Here is a 16,215-nt window from a genome sequence, read left to right on the forward strand (position 1 = left end):
CATTTCCTGACGGGAACGTCGGGACTGCTCGCCGCCGCCTTCCTGCCGGCATCCGCCAGGGCGACCGGCGAGCTGCTGGCACCTGCGGCGATGCGAGAGGACATAGCCATCCTGTTCGACGCGTATGCAAGCTTGCATCCCGGCCTCTACCGCTACCTGACCCCGGCCGGCTTCCGGCGGGAACGCGAGCGTCTCGATCGGTTTGCCGGTACGCCCCGCGCTCTGGGAGACTTCTACCTGGCGCTGTCGGCCTTCACTGCCAGCATCCGGTGCGGCCACAGCTTCCCCAATCCTGCCAATCAGACACCGGCCGTCGTATCGGCGCTGTTCGGCAGGCCCGATCGGCTGCCGTTCGCCTTCGCATGGCTGGACCGGCGCATGATCGTCACCGCCGATCTCGGCAGCGGGCACCATCTGCCGGCCGGGAGCGAGGTCGTTGCGATCGACGGCATCGACGCACGCGACATCCTGGCCAAGATGCTTCCCTATGGCCGCACGGATGGGAGCAACGATGCGCGCAAGGTGGCCGACCTCGGCATACCGGGCGATGGCGATCAGCCGGCATTCGATGTGCTGCGGACACTCCTCTTCCCATCATCCGGTCCCTCGGCCCGTATCGTGGTGCGAGCCGAGGGCAGAACCGTCGCCATGGCTTGTGCGTTGATGACCGCAGCGGCGCGGGACGCGGCGCTACGTCATCCATCCAAAGACTCTCCTTATGGCTGGTCGTTCGAGCTGCGCGGCAACGTCGGCGTCCTCGTGATGCCGACCTGGGCGGTCTTTCACGACGAATGGGATTGGCGGGGTTTCATCGACGCCAGCATGGACACCGCGATCGACCGCCAGCTCTCGGGCATCGTCATCGACGTACGCGACAATGGCGGAGGTCTTGATTGCGGGGCGGCGATCATCGCCCGCCTGATCGAAGCGCCGCTGGCCGCCGACAGCTATTCCCGCCATGTACGCTACCGCAAGATACCCGATCGGCTTTCCCCCTACCTCAAGACCTGGGACCGCAGCTTCAAAGACTGGGGGGCGTCGGCGATCGGTCCCGACGCGACCGGTTTCTACATCCTGACCCGTCCCGGCGACGCTTCCGATACCGACACCATCCAGCCGAAGGGGCGACGGTTCACGGGCAAGGTCGCCGTCCTCGTAGGCCCGAAGAACGCTTCGGCCACCTTCGGCTTCGCGAGCCTCATGCAGCGTCACCGGCTGGGAACGCTGATTGGCGAGCATACCGGCGGCAACCGTCGCGGCATCAACGGCGGCGCTTTCTTCTTCGTCGGATTACCCGGATCGGGCATCGAGGTCGATCTGCCGCTGATTGCCTATTGGCCCGACACGCCGCAACCGGACGCCGGGATCATGCCGGATATCCTCATGCCGGCCCGAGCAGCCGATCTACGAGCCGGGGGGGACACCGCGCTGGCGCAGGCGGTCCTCATAGCGTCAAACTGATCCATCTACCTTCCAGATTGGGAATCGCACCCCATAGAGCCGGTCATCATCTGCTCCTTTCGAATGTCCGCTCCGAACAATGCAACCGGACGGACGCTACGGCATCAGGAGGCCGAACGCGTGCAGTGAGCGCCGGGATGTTTCTTAACCAGATCGGTACAAAGCGCTTGACAGCGCGACGCTGTTTGGGTACATAACAGGAACGCTTAAGAATTGCGAGTCGGGGGCCGGGGCGGCGACGCCTGTCGGCCCCTTTCGCTGTGAGCCTTGGGGGAGGACGATAGGATGGAAGCCGACGACGCGATCGCAGTAAAGAAGAAGCGCCGGAGCAAGCCCCGGACCAAATGGACGCCGGCGAAAACGGCAGCGTTTTTCGATCATCTGTCGATCGCCGGCAATATTTCCCAGGCCGCCGCGGCGGTCGGCATGGCCCCGTGTTCGGTGCATCGCATGCGCGCGCGCGACGCCGAATTCGCCGACGCATGGGAAGTCACGATCGAGGCCGGATATGCGACGATCGAGATGCGGCTGATCGGGCATACCCTGGCCGGACTGGGCCGGGGCGATCCGATGGAAGCGGTCGGCGACGCGGTGGCGATCGATGTCGATCAGGCGCTGCGATTGCTGAAGGAACGCGACACCAGACGAACCGGCGCTCGATTGCGGAGTGGCGCACGTCCGCGACGCGCCACGGCGGCCGAAACCGATGCGTTGATCCTTGCCAAGCTGGCGGCGATCGCGGCGCGGAAGACCGGGGCTTGAGCGGGGAACCGGGCGCGGTTCCGCCGTTCGAACGGATGCGTTTGCTGCACCCCGATGAGCAGTCGGAAATCGTCGAGTCCCTACCCGGGCCGCACAAGCGCGAACTGCTCACGCGTTGGGAAGTATGGGCGCATCACGGGCAACGCGCGCCCGAAGGCGACTGGCGGATCTGGCTGATCCGTGCCGGTCGCGGGTTCGGGAAGACGCGCGCCGGTGCTGAATGGGTCAGCGCGGTGGCGCGCGCCAATCCGGACGCGCGGATCGCGCTGGTCGGCGCGACGATCGCCGACGCGCATCGGGTCATGATCGACGGCGCGAGCGGACTTCGGTCGGTCGCGTGGGAGGAAGAGCGCGTGGTCTGGCGCGGTACGAAGGGCGAGTTCGTCTTCCCCTCCGGCGCGCGCGCGTTCGTCTATTCGGCCGAAGCGCCCGACGCCTTGCGCGGGCCGGAGCATCATGCGGCATGGTGCGACGAGCTGGCGAAATGGCGCTGCGGCGACGTGGCATGGGACAACCTCATGATGGGGCTGCGGCTGGGCGAGGGGCGCGTGGTGGTGACGACGACGCCGCGGCCGGTGCCGCTGATGCGGCGGTTGCTGGCGATGCCGGGGCTGGTCGAGACGGTCGGGCGCACGGTCGACAACCCGCATCTGCCCGTGTCGTTCGTGGCGGCGATGGCGGCGCAATATGGCGCGACCAGGCTCGGTCGGCAGGAACTGGGGGGCGAGATGATCGAGGATGCGGTCGGCGCGCTGTGGACGCGGGCGATGATCGAGGCGTGCCGGACCGGTTCGTCGCCCGATCCGGTGCGCGTGGTCGTGGGGGTCGATCCGCCCGCCGGGATCGGCGGCGATGCGTGCGGGATCGTCGCGGTCGCGCTGGATGCCGGTGGCATCGGCTATGTGCTGGAGGATGCGAGCGTCGTGGGCGCGTCGCCCGAAGGCTGGGCGCGCGCGGTCGCGGCCTGCGTCGAACGGCATGGCGCGGACCGGGTGATCGCAGAGGTCAACCAGGGGGGCGCGATGGTGGAAAGCGTGCTGCGCGGGGCGGCGGCCGACCTGCCGATCAAGACGGTCCACGCGACGCGCGGCAAGGTGCTGCGCGCCGAGCCGGTGGCCGCGCTCTACGAGCGGGGAAAGGTGCGGCATGTCGGCGCGTTCCCCGCGCTGGAAGACGAGCTGTGCGGGCTGGTCTCCGGCGGGGGGTATGAAGGGCCGGGGCGATCGCCGGACCGTGCGGATGCATTGGTGTGGGCGGTGACGGCGCTGATGCTGGGCGCGGGAGGAAGCCCGAAGGTGCGGGTGGTGGGGTAGCATCATTTCCGTCATGCCGGGACAAGCCCGGCATGACGACGTTTTGCGGCGGTGACGGATGTCGATCCCTCGCCCACGTTCAAAGGACAGCTCATGAAACTCTTCGGGTGGAAGGCCCCGCGCGATGGCGCGCGGCCGGCTTTGTCGCGTGCCGGCGTCACCGCGTTTTCGGGCGACTGGCCGCAAGGGTATGAGGCGCAGGTGCGTGCGGGCTACCGCGACAACGCGGTCGGGCAGCGTGCGGTGCGGCTGATGGCGGAAAGCGTCGGCGACGTACCGCTGACCGCTTCGGACCCGGCGCTCGTCGCGTTGGTCACCATGCGGTCGGGCGGGCAGACCCTGCTCGGCGATGTCGGGGCGCAATTGCTGTTGCACGGCAATGCCTATGTCCAGCTGCTGCGCGACGCGGATGGCGGGATCGCCGAACTCTATGCGCTTCGCCCCGAACGGGTGAGCGTGGAGCCGGATGCGAGCGGCTGGCCCGCGGCCTATGCCTACCGGGTCGGCGGCAACGTCACGCGACTGTCCGCGGACCCGGTGCGGCCGCAGGTCGTCCATATCAAGGCGTATAACCCGCTCGACGATCATTACGGGCTCGGCTGCCTCGGGGCCGCATCGGGCGCGGTCGCGGTGCACAATGCGGCGGCGCGCTGGAACAAGGCGCTGCTCGACAATGCCGCGCGGCCGTCCGGTGCGCTGGTGCACGAGGCGGCGGACGGGTCGGTGCTGTCGCGCGACCAGTTCGACCGGCTACGCCGCGAGATGGAGGAGGGGTTTTCCGGCGCGGCGAATGCCGGCCGGCCGATGCTGCTGGAGGGTGGCTTGCGCTGGCAGGCGATCAGCCTGACGCCCGCCGAACTGGATTTCGTCGGCACCAAGGCGGCGGCGGCACGCGAGATCGCGCTGGCGTTCGGAGTGCCGCCGATGATGCTCGGGCTGCCGGGCGACAGCACCTACGCCAATTACCGCGAGGCGAACCGCGCGTTTTTCCGGCTGTCGGTGCTGCCGATGGCGGGGACGATCCTCGACGCGCTGGCGCAGGGGTTGCGGGGGTGGTTCCCCGACGCCGCGCTGTCGGTCGATCTCGACCGGGTCGCGGCGATCGCGGAGGACCGCGCCAGCCTTTGGGACATGGTCGGCAAGGCGGATTTTCTCACCGGCGAGGAGAAGCGTGCGAAGGTCGGGCTGTCGTGACGGGCGGCGTCTTGGCCCAGCTGATGAAACAGGGGGCGGAGCGCGGCGCGGACCTGGTGACGCTTCGCGCGATCGCGGAGGAAGCGGGCGAACTTGGCGCGACTCGCGCGCTGACACGGCTCGGCCTCGCCGACGAGCGGGCGGAACGCGATGTCGCGGAACTGCGCGAGCTGCTGGGGGCGTGGCGCGATGCGAAGCGGTCGGCGTGGAAGGCGATTATCGGCTGGGCGTGCGCGGCGGTGCTGGCTGCGCTGGCGCTGAAGCTCGGGTTCGGGGCGCTGGTGAAATGAGCGGGCGCTTCACCGGATATGCCGCGCTGTTCGACCGGGTCGACCGCGCGGGCGACGTGATCCGCGCCGGGGCCTTCGGCGAACCGCGGACGGTGCCGTTGTTGTGGCAGCACCGCGGCGATCCGGTCGGTCATGCGTCGGTACGCGAGGATGCGCAGGGTCTCGCCGTCGAGGGGGTCATCGACGACCCCGATCTGGCGGCATCGGTGCGCAGCGGCGCGGTCGCGGGGCTGTCGGTCGGTTACCGCCCGCGCGCGGTCCGCCAGGCTGCGCACCGCGAACTGACCGCGGTCGATCTGGTCGAGGTCAGCCTGGTCGCGATCCCGATGCAGTCGCTGGCGCGGGTCGACCGATTTTTCACCTGAGGAGAAAGTCATGGAAACGGAAAACGAGATGACGGGCGGCGCGGTCGTGCGGCCGGTACTGGAAGGCGCGCGTCAAGATTCGGCAAGGGCGAATGGGGCGGCGTTCGAAGGGTTCGTGCGGAGCGGCGCGACGATGGAGATGAAGGCGTTCACCGGCGTGACCGGGGACTCGGGCGGCTTCACGGTGCCGACCGAGATCGATGCGGTGATCGACCGCACGCTCGCCTCGATCTCGCCGATCCGCGGGATCGCGAACGTCGTGAAGGTCGGCTCGGCGGGGTATCGCAAGCTGGTGACGACGGGCGGTACGCCATCGGGCTGGGCGGCGGAGACCGATGCGCCGGGCCAGACCGCGACCCCGGTCTTCGCGGAGATCGCGCCGCCGATGGGCGAGCTGTATGCCAATCCGGCGGCGAGCCAGACGATGCTCGACGACGCGGCGTTCGACGTCGAGGCATGGCTGGCCGACGAGATCGCGACCGAATTCGCGCGCGCCGAAGGGGCGGCGTTCGTCGCCGGTTCCGGGGTCAATCGTCCGCGCGGGTTCCTGCAATCGCCGGTCGCCGCCGCGCTCGACGGGGTGCGCGCGTTCGGGACGCTGCAATATCTGGCGACGGGGACCGCGGGCGATTTCGGCGATCATCCCGACGAGCGGCTGATCGACCTGGTCCAGAGTCTGCGTTCGCCCTACCGCCAGGGCGCGAGCTTCGTGATGAACGCCGGCACGCTGGCGCGGATCCGCAAGCTGAAGACCGCGAACGGGGCGTTCCTCTGGGCACCGAGCCTGGATGCGAGCACGCCGGCGACGTTGCTCGGCTATCCCGTCGTCGAGGCCGCGGACATGCCCGATATCGACGCGAACAGCGTCTCGGTCGCGTTCGGCAATTTCCGTGCGGGCTATCTGATCGCCGAACGGACCGAAACGCAGATCCTGCGCGATCCCTATTCGAACAAGCCGTACGTCAATTTCTACGCGACCAAGCGCGTCGGCGGCTGCGTGTCGAATTCGGAGGCGATCAAGCTGCTGAAGTTCGCGGCGGCCTAAGCGAGTCGGATCGCGTCCGTCATGCCGGGCTCGTCCCGGCATGACGGCAGATAGCATCCAACCGTTTTCCATTATTCAGGGAGAACACCATGACCGCATCGGCAATCCCGGCGGCCGTGATCGCGGATGCGGTCGCGGCGGCGGGGGCATATCTGCGCCTGACGCAAGGGGAGGCGGACGACGTGCTGACGCGCGCGACCGCCACCGCGCTTGCGCTCGGCGAGGCGTATCTGGGCACCGCAATCGTGGCGCGGGCATTCGAAGATGTCGTCCGTCCCGGCCCGGACTGGCGGTTGCTGGACGCAAAACCGGTGCAGGCGATCACCGGCGTCACCGCGCTGCCGGCGGGCGCGGCCCCCTATATATTGCCGGTCGACGCCTATGCGATCGACGTCGACGGCGATGGCGACGGCTGGGTCCGGTTTCCCGCCGCGATCGGCGTGGAGCGAGTGGCGGTCGCCTATGTCGCCGGGCCGGCGACGACATGGGCGGACGTGCCGGCGGCGGTCGCGCAAGGCGTCGCCGCACTCGCCGCGCATCTGTTCGAAGCGCGGGCGAGCGACGCGCAACCGCCGGCGGCGGTAGCGGCATTGTGGCGGCCGTTCCGGCGCATGCGCATCGGCGCGGGAGCCATCCGATGAGCGGCGTCCGCACGCTGTTGCAGGCGGCGATCGCCGCGCGGCTGTCCGCCACCCTGACTGGCGTCCGCGTGCTCGACGCGCCGCCGGGACGGATCGGCGGCCCGTTCGCGGTGGTCGACGATCCGGTGCTGACCGACTGGAGCACCAAGACCTGGGCGGGGCGCGAGGGACGGCTGATCGTGCTGCTGTATGATGGCGGCGAGCGGCCGGTGCGGCTTCGCGGTGTGTGCGACGCGGTGGAGGCGGCGCTCGCCGACCCGCCGCCGCTCGCCGAGGGCTGGCGGATCGTGCGGCTGACCTTCGTGCGCAGCCGGATGGCAGAGATCGCGACCGACCGCTGGCGCGCCGCGGTGGAGTTTCAGGTGCGGATGGTCCGGGAGGATTCGTGAAGGAGTCACCCCGGCGAAGGCCGGGGTCCAGTTGCTTAGGTCGGGGTAACGGGGTGCGTCGCGCCGTCACGATCGGCTCGCAACTGGGCCCCGGCCTCCGCCGGGGTGGCGGAACATTCCGAAGCCGTTCGCGCCGGCGGATCAAGACACATTCATATGAGGAGAACCAAAATGCCTGTCGAAAAAGGAAGTGCGTTCCTGTTGAAGGTCGGGGACGGTGCCGCGCCGCCCGCTTTCGCGACGGTCGCGGGGCTGCGCACCACGCAGTTGACGGTGAACGGCGAGACCGTCGTTGTGACCAGCAAGGATTCGGGCGGCTGGCGCGACCTGCTGTCGGGAGCGGGGGTTCGCAGCGTAACGGTGGCAGGGGCGGGGGTCTTCACCGGTTCCGCCGCGGAGGTCCGGATCAAGGGCAATGCGCTGTCGGGGACGATCGACGATTACCGGCTGAGCTTCGAAAGCGGCGAGACGATGACCGGGCGGTTCCTCGTGTCGCGGCTGGATTATGCGGGCGATTTCAACGGCGAACGGTCCTATACGATGAGCCTGGAAAGCTCCGGCCCGGTGGTGGCGGCATGAGCGCGGCAACCGATGCGGTAGCCGCCGCGATCCCCGCCGGCCCGGCCACCGTCAATGCGGCAAGGGGCGAAGCGAGCGTGCGGATCGGCGGGGTCGATATCGCGCTCCGTCCGACCTTCCAGGCGCTGGTCGCCGCGGAGGGCGAGCTTGGGCCGTTGTTCGGGCTGGTCGAGCGCGCGGCGGACGGCGGGATCGCGCTGGCCGAGATCGTCGGACTGTTCTGGCATTGCCTTCGCGTCCCGCCCGAGGGGCTGACGCGTGCGGCCTTCGCCGAGGCGATCGTCGAGGCGGGATTGTCCGCGGCGATGCCGGTGCTCCGGACATTGCTCGGCCAGATCGTGGCCGGGCGATGAACGCGGCGTGCTTCACCGCGGTGGCGGTGCGGCTTGCCGGGCTTGCCGGGCTTCGGCTCGGCTGGTCGCCCGATGCGTTCTGGCGGGCGACGCCGGCCGATCTGGCGGCGGTGGTCGCGGCGTTGCGGCCGGCGGCCGGCGAAGCGACGCCGCCCGATCCCGCGACGATCGCCAGGCTGAAGGAGGTGCATCCCGATGGATGACATGCAGGACATGGTCGTCGGCGTCCGCGCCGACACCGCCGGCTTCGCGCGCGATGTCGCGGCGATGCGCGCACAGCTGGAAGGACCGCTGACGGCGGGGGCGGACAAGGCGAGCCGCGCGATCGAGGCCAATCTGCTGCGTGCGGTGCAGACCGGCAAGCTCGGTTTCGCCGATCTGGAGAAGACGGCGCTATCGGCGCTGGATTCGATCGCGTCGAGCGCGCTGAAGAGCGGACTGGCCGCGATCGTCGGCACCGGGCCCGGGTCGGGCGGGTCGGCGGGCGGGTTGCTGTCGGGGCTGACCGGGCTGGTCGGCGGGCAGCCGGGGCGTGCGACGGGCGGCCCGGTATCGCCGGGCCAGGCCTATATGGTCGGCGAGCGCGGACCCGAATTGTTCGTACCGACCGCGGCTGGGCAAGTGGATGCGGGCGGCGGTGGTAGTGCGCGTTCCATCACCGTCTCGATCGCGGTCAATGCGCGCGCGGGGGAAGCGCCGGCGGCGCTGCAGCAATCGAGCCGGCAGGTCGCGCGGGCGGTGAAGGCGGCGTTGCAATAAATCCCTCTCCCATGGGGAGGGGGAGTTTGGAGAGACACCATGCCCCATTGGCTTTGTGCGAACCGGACGGTGCAGACCACCGGCATTCTCACCCGGTTCGATCCGCGGTTCTGGACGGTCAACTTCCCCCGGCCGATGATGGCGGCGGTCACGACGACCGCACCCGATGCGCTTCGCGTCGACACCGTCTTCTACCGCAAGGGCGACCTTGCCGGGCTGATCTGGGACGCGGCGGACACGATCGACCATGTGCTGTTGCGGTACGAGACGAACCGCGATTTCCGGGACTGCCGGCTGGCGTTCCGCTGGCGATCGTCGGGGGTGCTGCCGCTGGACGCGGTCAACGGGCCGACGCTGACGATCGAGGGGCGCGATGCGTGCGGGGTCGCGCGCGCCTGGTATGTCCGGTTGTGGAATTATGCGAGCGGGACGCCGGAGGATGCGCAGGTCTCGATCGACTTCGCCGCGCTGGATGGCGGGTTCCTCCTGCCGAGCGAGGCCGACCCGGTCTGGGCCGGGGATATCGACCGGGCGTTCGTATCGCTGGTGCCGCCGGGCTATGACGGCAGCGATACGCCCCTGACCGCCGTAGTGGAGGGGTGGATCGAGCTGACAGGCCTGATCTGCGATGGTCCGGGATCGGTGCTGGCGATCGGCGATGTCGTCGTACCCGATCACGGGCTGGGCATCGCCAGCGGTTATGACGACAGCTACAACATCACGCCTGCGCGATTGCTGCGCAACATGTTGCAACTCGGATACCGGGGCGACATCGTCCATTATGTCGGGATGAGCCATTATTTCCGGCTCGATGCGCTTTATGGCGGCTATTATCTGGGGCTGACCGGCGGCACGCTGAACGCTGCGTGCGCAGCGTGGCACCATGATCTCGCGGCCCGCGCGAAGGCGCTGGGGATCGGGATTATCTGGTCGCTCAGCTACGAAATCTTCGACGCGCATTGCTGGAACGACTGGAAACAGCGCGCCGCCGACGGCTCGCCGGCGCAGACCGGCTGGGTGCCACCGTCGACCCTGTTGTCGCCCGCGCATGACGGGGCGATGTATTATCTGCGCGTCGTGGCGCAGGCGTTCATGGGGATCGCGGTCGCGGCGGGGCTGCCGCCGAAATTCCAGATCGGCGAGCCCTGGTGGTGGGTCATGCCCGACGGTCGACCGTGCCTGTACGATGCGGCCGCGGTCGCGGCGTTCGCGCCGGCGCCGATCGCTTCGGTCCGGGGCGCGACGACGGCGGAGCAGCGCGCGACGCTGGACCGCGCCAGCGCGTGCCTTGCCGCCTCGACGCATCTGCTGGCAAATGCGGCGAGGGACGCGGCGGCGGGGTGCGTGGTGCATCTGCTGAGCTATCTGCCGAGCGTGCTCGACCCCGCCGCGCCCGAGATCCGGCGCGCGAATTTGCCGGTCGACTGGGCCAGCCCCGCGTTCGATATCCTGCAGATCGAGGATTACGACTGGGCAGCGGCGGGCGACACCGCCGCGACCGCCGCCGGGATCGCGACCGCGCAGGCGCGGCTCGGCTATCCGATCGCGCGGCAGCATTATCTGTCGGGTTTCGTGCTTCGCCCCGACCAAGCGGCGGAATGGACGCAGATCGATGCCGCGGCGGAGACGGCGCGGGCGCGCGGATCGCCGCGACGTTCCTGTGGGCGCTGCCGCAAGTGATGCGCGACGGCTTTATCCATTTCGACACCCCGGAGGATGAGATGCAGGCGTATGACGATGTGGCGTTCCCGCTGGCGCTTGGCCGCGAGGCGGAAGTGGCCCCCGAATTCTCGACCGCGATCGTGACGAGCGCGAGCGGCGCGGAGGCGCGCAGCGCGGCCTGGGCGGCGGCGCGGACCTCGTATGATGTCGGCCCCGGTATCCGCTCGGAGGCGGATGTCGCCGCGCTGCTGGCGTTCTTCCGCGCGCGGTTCGGCCCGGCGCGCGCGTTCCGGTTGCGCGATCCGTTCGACGCGCAGGGGCTGGGCGAGGTGCTCGGGACCGGCGACGGCGCGAACCGGGTCTTCGCGCTGGTGCGGCGATACGGCGACGCGGTCCGTCCGATCACCCGGCCGGTTCCGGGGAGCGTGACGGTGGCGCTGGACGGGGTGCCGACGCAAGGGTTCGCGTTGCAGGCGGGCGGGCAAATCGTGGTCGACATCGCGCCGGCGGTGGGTGTGGTCGTGAGTGCGACCTTCACCTTCGACGTACCGGTGCGCTTCGCCGAGGACAAGTTGAGCGTCAGCCGGTCGACCTTCCTGGCCGGAGCCGCGACCAGCGTGCCGTTGATCGAAGTGCACGAATCATGACCGACACGCTGGCGACGATCGCGTTCTGCTGGCGGATCGAGCGGCGCGACGGGGTAGCGATCGGGCTGACCAGCCACGACCGCGATATCGTGCTGGACGGCCTGATCCACCGCGCCGCGCCCGGCATGACACCGTCGGCGATCGTCCGGTCTGACGGGCTGGATGCCGACACGATGGCGGTCGAGGGCGCGTTCACCTCGGATGCGATCGGCGAGGACGATCTGATCGCGGGTCGCTGGGACGGCGCGCGGGTGGCGCTGTCCGCGGTCGACTGGAGCGACGGCACGCTGATCGCGGCGCTCGGCGAGGGAACGATCGGTGCGGTCGAGACGAAGGACGGCGCGTTCACCGCGGAACTGGCGGGTGCGACCGCCGCGCTCGACCGGCCGGTGGTGGAGGAGACGTCCGCCGAATGCCGAGCGTCGCTCGGCGATGCGCGGTGCCGGGTGGCGATGGCGGGGCGGCGGCGGTTCGCGCGGGTGGTTGGCGTGGCGGGGCAGGTGCTGACGCTGGACTCGGTCGAGCCGGTGGCGGGCGCGTACGGGCAGGGGCTGTTGCGCTGGTTCGGCGGGGCGAATGCCGGGCTGGAGGATGCGATCGCGGTGTCCGACGGCGCGACCGTGACGTTGCGCGTGCCGCCACGCTTTGCGGCCGAAGTCGGGGCGTTGGTCGAGGTGATCGAGGGGTGCGACAAGAGTCTCGCGACTTGTGACGCACGTTTCGCCAACGTCGCCAATTTCCGCGGGGAGCCGTATCTGCCCGGCGTCGATTTGTTGACCCGATATCCGGGCGGATGAGCGGCGCGGCGGGCGCGGCGGCGGCGCTGGCGGCGGTGGGCGCGCGGTTCCGGTTGCACGGGCGCGATCCGGCGAGCGGTCTGGATTGCGTAGGGGTCGCCGCGCTCGCCGTGCGGGCCGGCGGATTTCGCGGATCGGTACCGAGCGGATACGCGATTCGCGGCGGCGATCCCGCCGCCCTCGCCGCGCGGTTCGATACGGCGTTGGCGGCGGCGGACGGGACGCGTCCGGGCGATATCGTGCTGATGCGAAGCGGACCGGCACAGCTGCATCTGGGGGTGATCGTCGCCGGCGGCATGGTCCATGCGGATGCCGGACTCCGCCGGGTGGTGCTTCGACCGGGACCGCCAGCCTGGCCGGTCATCGGCGCATGGCGATTGGGGGAGGATTGACATGGCGACGTTGCTACTCACCGCGGTCGGCGGTGCGATCGCCGGGCCGTTCGGCGCGGCGATCGGCGCGCTGGCGGGGCAATATGCGGACAACGCACTGATATTCCGCCAGCCGTCGCGGCAGGGGCCGCGGCTGACCGAATTGGCGTTGCAGACATCGTCCTACGGCACGCAGATCCCCAAGCTGTTCGGGACGATGCGGGTCGCCGGCACCGTCATCTGGTCCACCGACCTGATCGAAAGCAGCGCCACCAGCCATGCCAAGGGGCAGCCGAGCGTCACGACCTACAGCTATTCGGCGTCGTTCGCGGTGCTGCTGTCGGCGCGGCCGATCCTGTCGGTCGGACGGATCTGGGCGGACGGCAATCTCCTGCGCGGGGCCGCGGGCGATTTCAAGGTCGCGACGGGGTTCCGCCTGCATCCGGGCGGCGAGGATCAGGCGGCGGACCCACTGATCGCGTCGGCGGAGGATGGCCTCACTCCTGCTCATAGGGGTTATGCCTATGCGTTGTTCGAGGGGTTGGCGCTGGGCGATTACGGCAATCGCATTCCGTCGTTGACGTTCGAAATCGTGGCGGACGCGGCTTCCGTCGGTATCGGAACGATCGCCGCCGCCATCGCGCCGGAGATCGTCGGCGGGGCGGGGCTGCCGTTGGTCGGTTTCGCGGTATCGGGCGGCAGCGTCCGCGCGGTGCTGGACACGCTCGGCACCGCGGGCGGCGCATGGTTCGCCGCCGATGGCGCGCGGCTGACGATGCGCGACGCGGCCGTCGATCCGGTCCCGATCGCCGATGCGGGCTATGCCGCGACCGCGAGGGGAGAACGGCGCGCGCGGCAGGTCGCCGCGATCGAGACGGTGCCGCGGACCGTGACCTTGTCGCATTACGACCCCGCGCGCGATTACCAGACCGGGGTACAGCGCGCGTCGCGGCCGGGGGCGGGCGCGCTCGACGACCGGGTGGAGATGCCTGCGGTGCTGGCCGCGGCGGACGCGAAGGCGATGGCGACGGCGATCCTGGCGCGGGCGGAGACGGCGCGCACGAAGCGTACCGTCACCGTCCAGCACGATGCGATGGTCCTCGGCCCGGGCGATCCGGTGACGATCTCCGGCGAGGACGGCATCTGGCGGATCGCGACCTCCACGATCGAGGCGATGGTGACGAAGCTGGACCTGGTGCCGGTGAACATCGCCCCGCATTCGTCGACCGCGTCGAGCGGGCGGGTAAGCGCCGCCGCCGACAGGATGGTCGGTCGGACGACGCTGGCCGTGTTCGAGACGCCGGCGCTCGACGATGCCATCCTGACACAACCGCGGATCAGCATCGCTGCGGCAGGAGCCGGGGCCGGCTGGCGGGGCGCGCCGATCGCCTACAGCATCGATGACGGGGCCAGCTGGATCGACGCCGGATCGACCGCGGCCCCGGCGATCATCGGGACGCTGGAAACCGTACCCGCTGCCGCGCCGGCGACGCTGTTCGATCGTTGGGGCAGCCTTATCGTCCGGCTGGCCAGCGACGCCGCGGTGTTGGCGGATGCGGACGGTCCGGCCCTCGATCGTGGGGCCAATCTGGCATTGGCGGGCGCGGAACTGCTTCAGTTCGGTACGGCCGAGCCGCTGGGCGACGATCGCTGGAGACTGTCGCGGCTGTCGCGCGGTCGGCGGGGCACCGAGGCGGCGATCGGTACGCAGGTCGTGGGCGATCCGTTCGTCCTGCTGACCGCGAGCGGCATTCGGGCGATCGACCTGCCGCTTGCCCGGATCGGCGGCGCGGTGCGGGTGATGGCGACCGGGGTCGGGGACGGCGACGGCGTCGTCGCGACGGCGATCCTGACCGGCCGATCGATCCTGCCGCCCGCCCCGGTCCATCTGACCACGACGATCGGCGCGGACGGCACCACGACGATCGCCTGGGTCCGGCGAAGTCGCGCCGGCTGGCGTTGGATCGATGGCGTCGACGCTCCGATCGGGGAGGAAGCCGAGGCGTATCGGTCGACGCTGACCGATGCCGCCGGTGCGGTCCGCACGATCGATACCGACCGGTCGACGATTGTCGTCGCGGCGGCGGATATCGGACCGCGGCCCGTTCGCGTGACGGTCCGCCAGCGCGGCGATTTCGGCGCATCGGACGCCGCGACCATCGTGCTGGCATGACACGGTCGCCGTCGCATCGTTGCATCGTCGTCGAATGATAAGGAGCTACGCATGACCGACCAGACCGCGCGTTTCGCGCTGCCGTTGATCGATCCCGGTCAATCGCAAAAGGAAATGACTCATAACGAGGCACTTGCCCTTATGGATGCTGCGCTGCAGCCAAGCGTTCGCGCGGTGGGGATGACCATCCCGCCGACCACGCCGGCAGCGGGTGACCAGTGGATCGTCGGCCCGTCGCCATCGGGCGATTGGGTCGGTCAGGGTAACGCGATCGCGGCGTGGACGAGCGGCGGTTGGCGCTTCGTTGCCGCCGTCGAGGGAATGCTAGCCTGGAGCACCGCCGACGCGTTGCCCGTACGCTTTTCCCACGGCAATTGGGTGTTGGGTGACGTTGCCGCGGCGCGCGTGATGGTCGCCGGACTTCCCGTGATCGGCGCGCGGCGTGCCGCCATCGTCGCGCCGTCCGGCGGCTCCGTCATCGACAATGAAACACGCAATGCGATCGCCGCGATCCTCGCTGCAATGGTTGGACATGGCCTGATCGCGGCGTCCTAGAAAAAGGTGAGGCCTTTGAGCAACACTCCCCGTTTTGTTCGCTTGCGCGGCAACCATGGGTCGGATAGTGAGTTTGCGCTGTCCGTAGTGACACTCATGGAAAGGGGAATTTTATGCGGAAGCTTGCCGTAATTCTGGCACTGGCCTCCACCGCACTCGCTTCGCCCGCCTTCGCCCGCGACAAGTCGTGGTACGTCGGTGTCGAAGGTGGTGGGATGATCGTCGAAGACATCCATTATGACATCGGCGCGCTGAAGAGCGCGGCCAAGACCGATCATAATTATGGATATGACGTCGACGGTACGGTCGGTTATGATTTCGGCGCGTTCCGCGTCGAGACCGAGGTCGGTTATCGCTCGGCTACGATCGATGCCTACACGAATACGACGACGACCCCGGCCTTCGCGACGAACGGCACACGCTTCAACGCGCCTGCCGGCTATTATCCGAATGCTGGCGGCAAGACGTCTGCGCTCAGCTTCATGCTGAACGGCCTGCTGGACTTCGGTCCGGATGATGGCATCCAGGGCTTCGTCGGCGGCGGCGTCGGCGTTGCGCGCGTCCGGGAAACCGAAGGTCTCAGCCGTTCGGGCAACTTCCTGAACGATTCGGATACGCGCTTCGCCTATCAGGGCTTGGCCGGTGTTCGTGCGCCGCTGACCGACCATATCGACGCGACGCTGAAGTATCGCTTCTTCGATGTCGACAACGTCCGCCTGGTCGATGTCGCCAACAACACCGAGAAGTTCCGTTATCGTTCGCACAGCATCCTGGGCGGCGTGACGTACAACTTCGGCGAACCGGCCGCACCGCCGCCCCCGCCGCCGCCGCCTCCTCCGCCCCCGCCGCCTCCCCCGCC

At 69.3% G+C, this 16,215-nt stretch carries 18 protein-coding genes and 1 pseudogene; all 19 read left to right on the top strand.

Annotation, left to right across the window (positions count from 1 at the left end; all coding sequences use genetic code 11):
- Positions 1-132 precede the first annotated feature (132 nt).
- Positions 133-1,461 carry a S41 family peptidase gene (locus HUU99_RS09705; protein ID WP_174286375.1) on the top strand — a complete coding sequence of 443 codons (1,329 nt, stop codon included), beginning with the start codon at positions 133-135 and terminating at the stop codon, positions 1,459-1,461.
- A gap of 285 nt (positions 1,462-1,746) precedes the next feature.
- The gene (locus tag HUU99_RS09710; RefSeq protein WP_174286376.1) at positions 1,747-2,223 is read left to right on the top strand and encodes a hypothetical protein; all 477 of its coding nucleotides are present in this window, start codon (positions 1,747-1,749) and stop codon (positions 2,221-2,223) included.
- Between the two features lie 35 nt (positions 2,224-2,258).
- Complete coding sequence (locus tag HUU99_RS09715; RefSeq protein ID WP_174286398.1) at positions 2,259-3,536, top strand: DNA-packaging protein; 1,278 nt, start codon at positions 2,259-2,261, stop codon at positions 3,534-3,536.
- Between the two features lie 93 nt (positions 3,537-3,629).
- The gene (locus tag HUU99_RS09720) at positions 3,630-4,730 is read left to right on the top strand and encodes a phage portal protein (RefSeq protein ID WP_174286377.1); all 1,101 of its coding nucleotides are present in this window, start codon (positions 3,630-3,632) and stop codon (positions 4,728-4,730) included.
- A 23-nt stretch (positions 4,731-4,753) separates the two neighbouring features.
- Entirely contained in the window at positions 4,754-5,020 is a 267-nt protein-coding gene (locus tag HUU99_RS09725; protein ID WP_174286399.1) for a DUF6127 family protein, read from the top strand.
- On the top strand, positions 5,017-5,385 hold the full coding sequence (locus HUU99_RS09730) for an HK97 family phage prohead protease (RefSeq protein ID WP_174286378.1): 369 nt from the start codon (positions 5,017-5,019) through the stop codon (positions 5,383-5,385). Before HUU99_RS09725 ends, HUU99_RS09730 begins: the two co-directional genes overlap by 4 nt.
- A gap of 10 nt (positions 5,386-5,395) precedes the next feature.
- A complete protein-coding gene (locus tag HUU99_RS09735) occupies positions 5,396-6,430 on the top strand; it encodes a phage major capsid protein (RefSeq protein ID WP_254603097.1) in 1,035 nt (344 codons plus the stop codon).
- An 89-nt stretch (positions 6,431-6,519) separates the two neighbouring features.
- Positions 6,520-7,071, top strand: coding sequence for a head-tail connector protein (locus tag HUU99_RS09740; RefSeq protein WP_174286379.1), 552 nt, complete (start codon positions 6,520-6,522; stop codon positions 7,069-7,071).
- Positions 7,068-7,460, top strand: coding sequence for a DUF3168 domain-containing protein (locus HUU99_RS09745; RefSeq protein ID WP_174286380.1), 393 nt, complete (start codon positions 7,068-7,070; stop codon positions 7,458-7,460). Before HUU99_RS09740 ends, HUU99_RS09745 begins: the two co-directional genes overlap by 4 nt.
- Before the next feature lie 171 nt (positions 7,461-7,631).
- Positions 7,632-8,039 carry a phage major tail protein, TP901-1 family gene (locus tag HUU99_RS09750; protein ID WP_174286381.1) on the top strand — a complete coding sequence of 136 codons (408 nt, stop codon included), beginning with the start codon at positions 7,632-7,634 and terminating at the stop codon, positions 8,037-8,039.
- Complete coding sequence (locus tag HUU99_RS09755; RefSeq protein ID WP_174286382.1) at positions 8,036-8,392, top strand: gene transfer agent family protein; 357 nt, start codon at positions 8,036-8,038, stop codon at positions 8,390-8,392. Before HUU99_RS09750 ends, HUU99_RS09755 begins: the two co-directional genes overlap by 4 nt.
- Positions 8,389-8,595 carry a phage tail assembly chaperone gene (locus tag HUU99_RS09760; protein WP_174286383.1) on the top strand — a complete coding sequence of 69 codons (207 nt, stop codon included), beginning with the start codon at positions 8,389-8,391 and terminating at the stop codon, positions 8,593-8,595. The genes HUU99_RS09755 and HUU99_RS09760 overlap by 4 nt, the downstream gene beginning before the upstream one ends.
- Complete coding sequence (locus HUU99_RS09765) at positions 8,588-9,151, top strand: tail tape measure protein (RefSeq protein ID WP_174286384.1); 564 nt, start codon at positions 8,588-8,590, stop codon at positions 9,149-9,151. The genes HUU99_RS09760 and HUU99_RS09765 overlap by 8 nt, the downstream gene beginning before the upstream one ends.
- A 39-nt stretch (positions 9,152-9,190) precedes the next feature.
- Positions 9,191-11,460 (top strand): annotated as a pseudogene (locus tag HUU99_RS09770) (DUF2460 domain-containing protein).
- Entirely contained in the window at positions 11,457-12,257 is an 801-nt protein-coding gene (locus HUU99_RS09775; protein ID WP_174286385.1) for a DUF2163 domain-containing protein, read from the top strand. The pseudogene HUU99_RS09770 and the gene HUU99_RS09775 overlap by 4 nt, the downstream one beginning before the upstream one ends.
- A complete protein-coding gene (locus HUU99_RS09780) occupies positions 12,254-12,649 on the top strand; it encodes a peptidoglycan endopeptidase (protein WP_174286386.1) in 396 nt (131 codons plus the stop codon). The genes HUU99_RS09775 and HUU99_RS09780 overlap by 4 nt, the downstream gene beginning before the upstream one ends.
- Before the next feature lies 1 nt (position 12,650).
- Positions 12,651-14,801: a GTA baseplate fiber-binding domain-containing protein gene (locus HUU99_RS09785; protein WP_174286387.1), complete on the top strand. Its 2,151-nt coding sequence runs from the start codon at positions 12,651-12,653 to the stop codon at positions 14,799-14,801.
- 51 nt (positions 14,802-14,852) lie between these two features.
- Positions 14,853-15,356 carry a DUF2793 domain-containing protein gene (locus tag HUU99_RS09790; RefSeq protein WP_174286388.1) on the top strand — a complete coding sequence of 168 codons (504 nt, stop codon included), beginning with the start codon at positions 14,853-14,855 and terminating at the stop codon, positions 15,354-15,356.
- A gap of 113 nt (positions 15,357-15,469) precedes the next feature.
- A partial coding sequence (locus HUU99_RS09795) for an outer membrane protein (protein ID WP_174286389.1) occupies positions 15,470-16,215 on the top strand: 746 nt, incomplete at its 3' end.

The organism is Sphingomonas bacterium, assembly GCF_903642285.1.
Taxonomy (GTDB): domain Bacteria; phylum Pseudomonadota; class Alphaproteobacteria; order Sphingomonadales; family Sphingomonadaceae; genus Sphingomonas.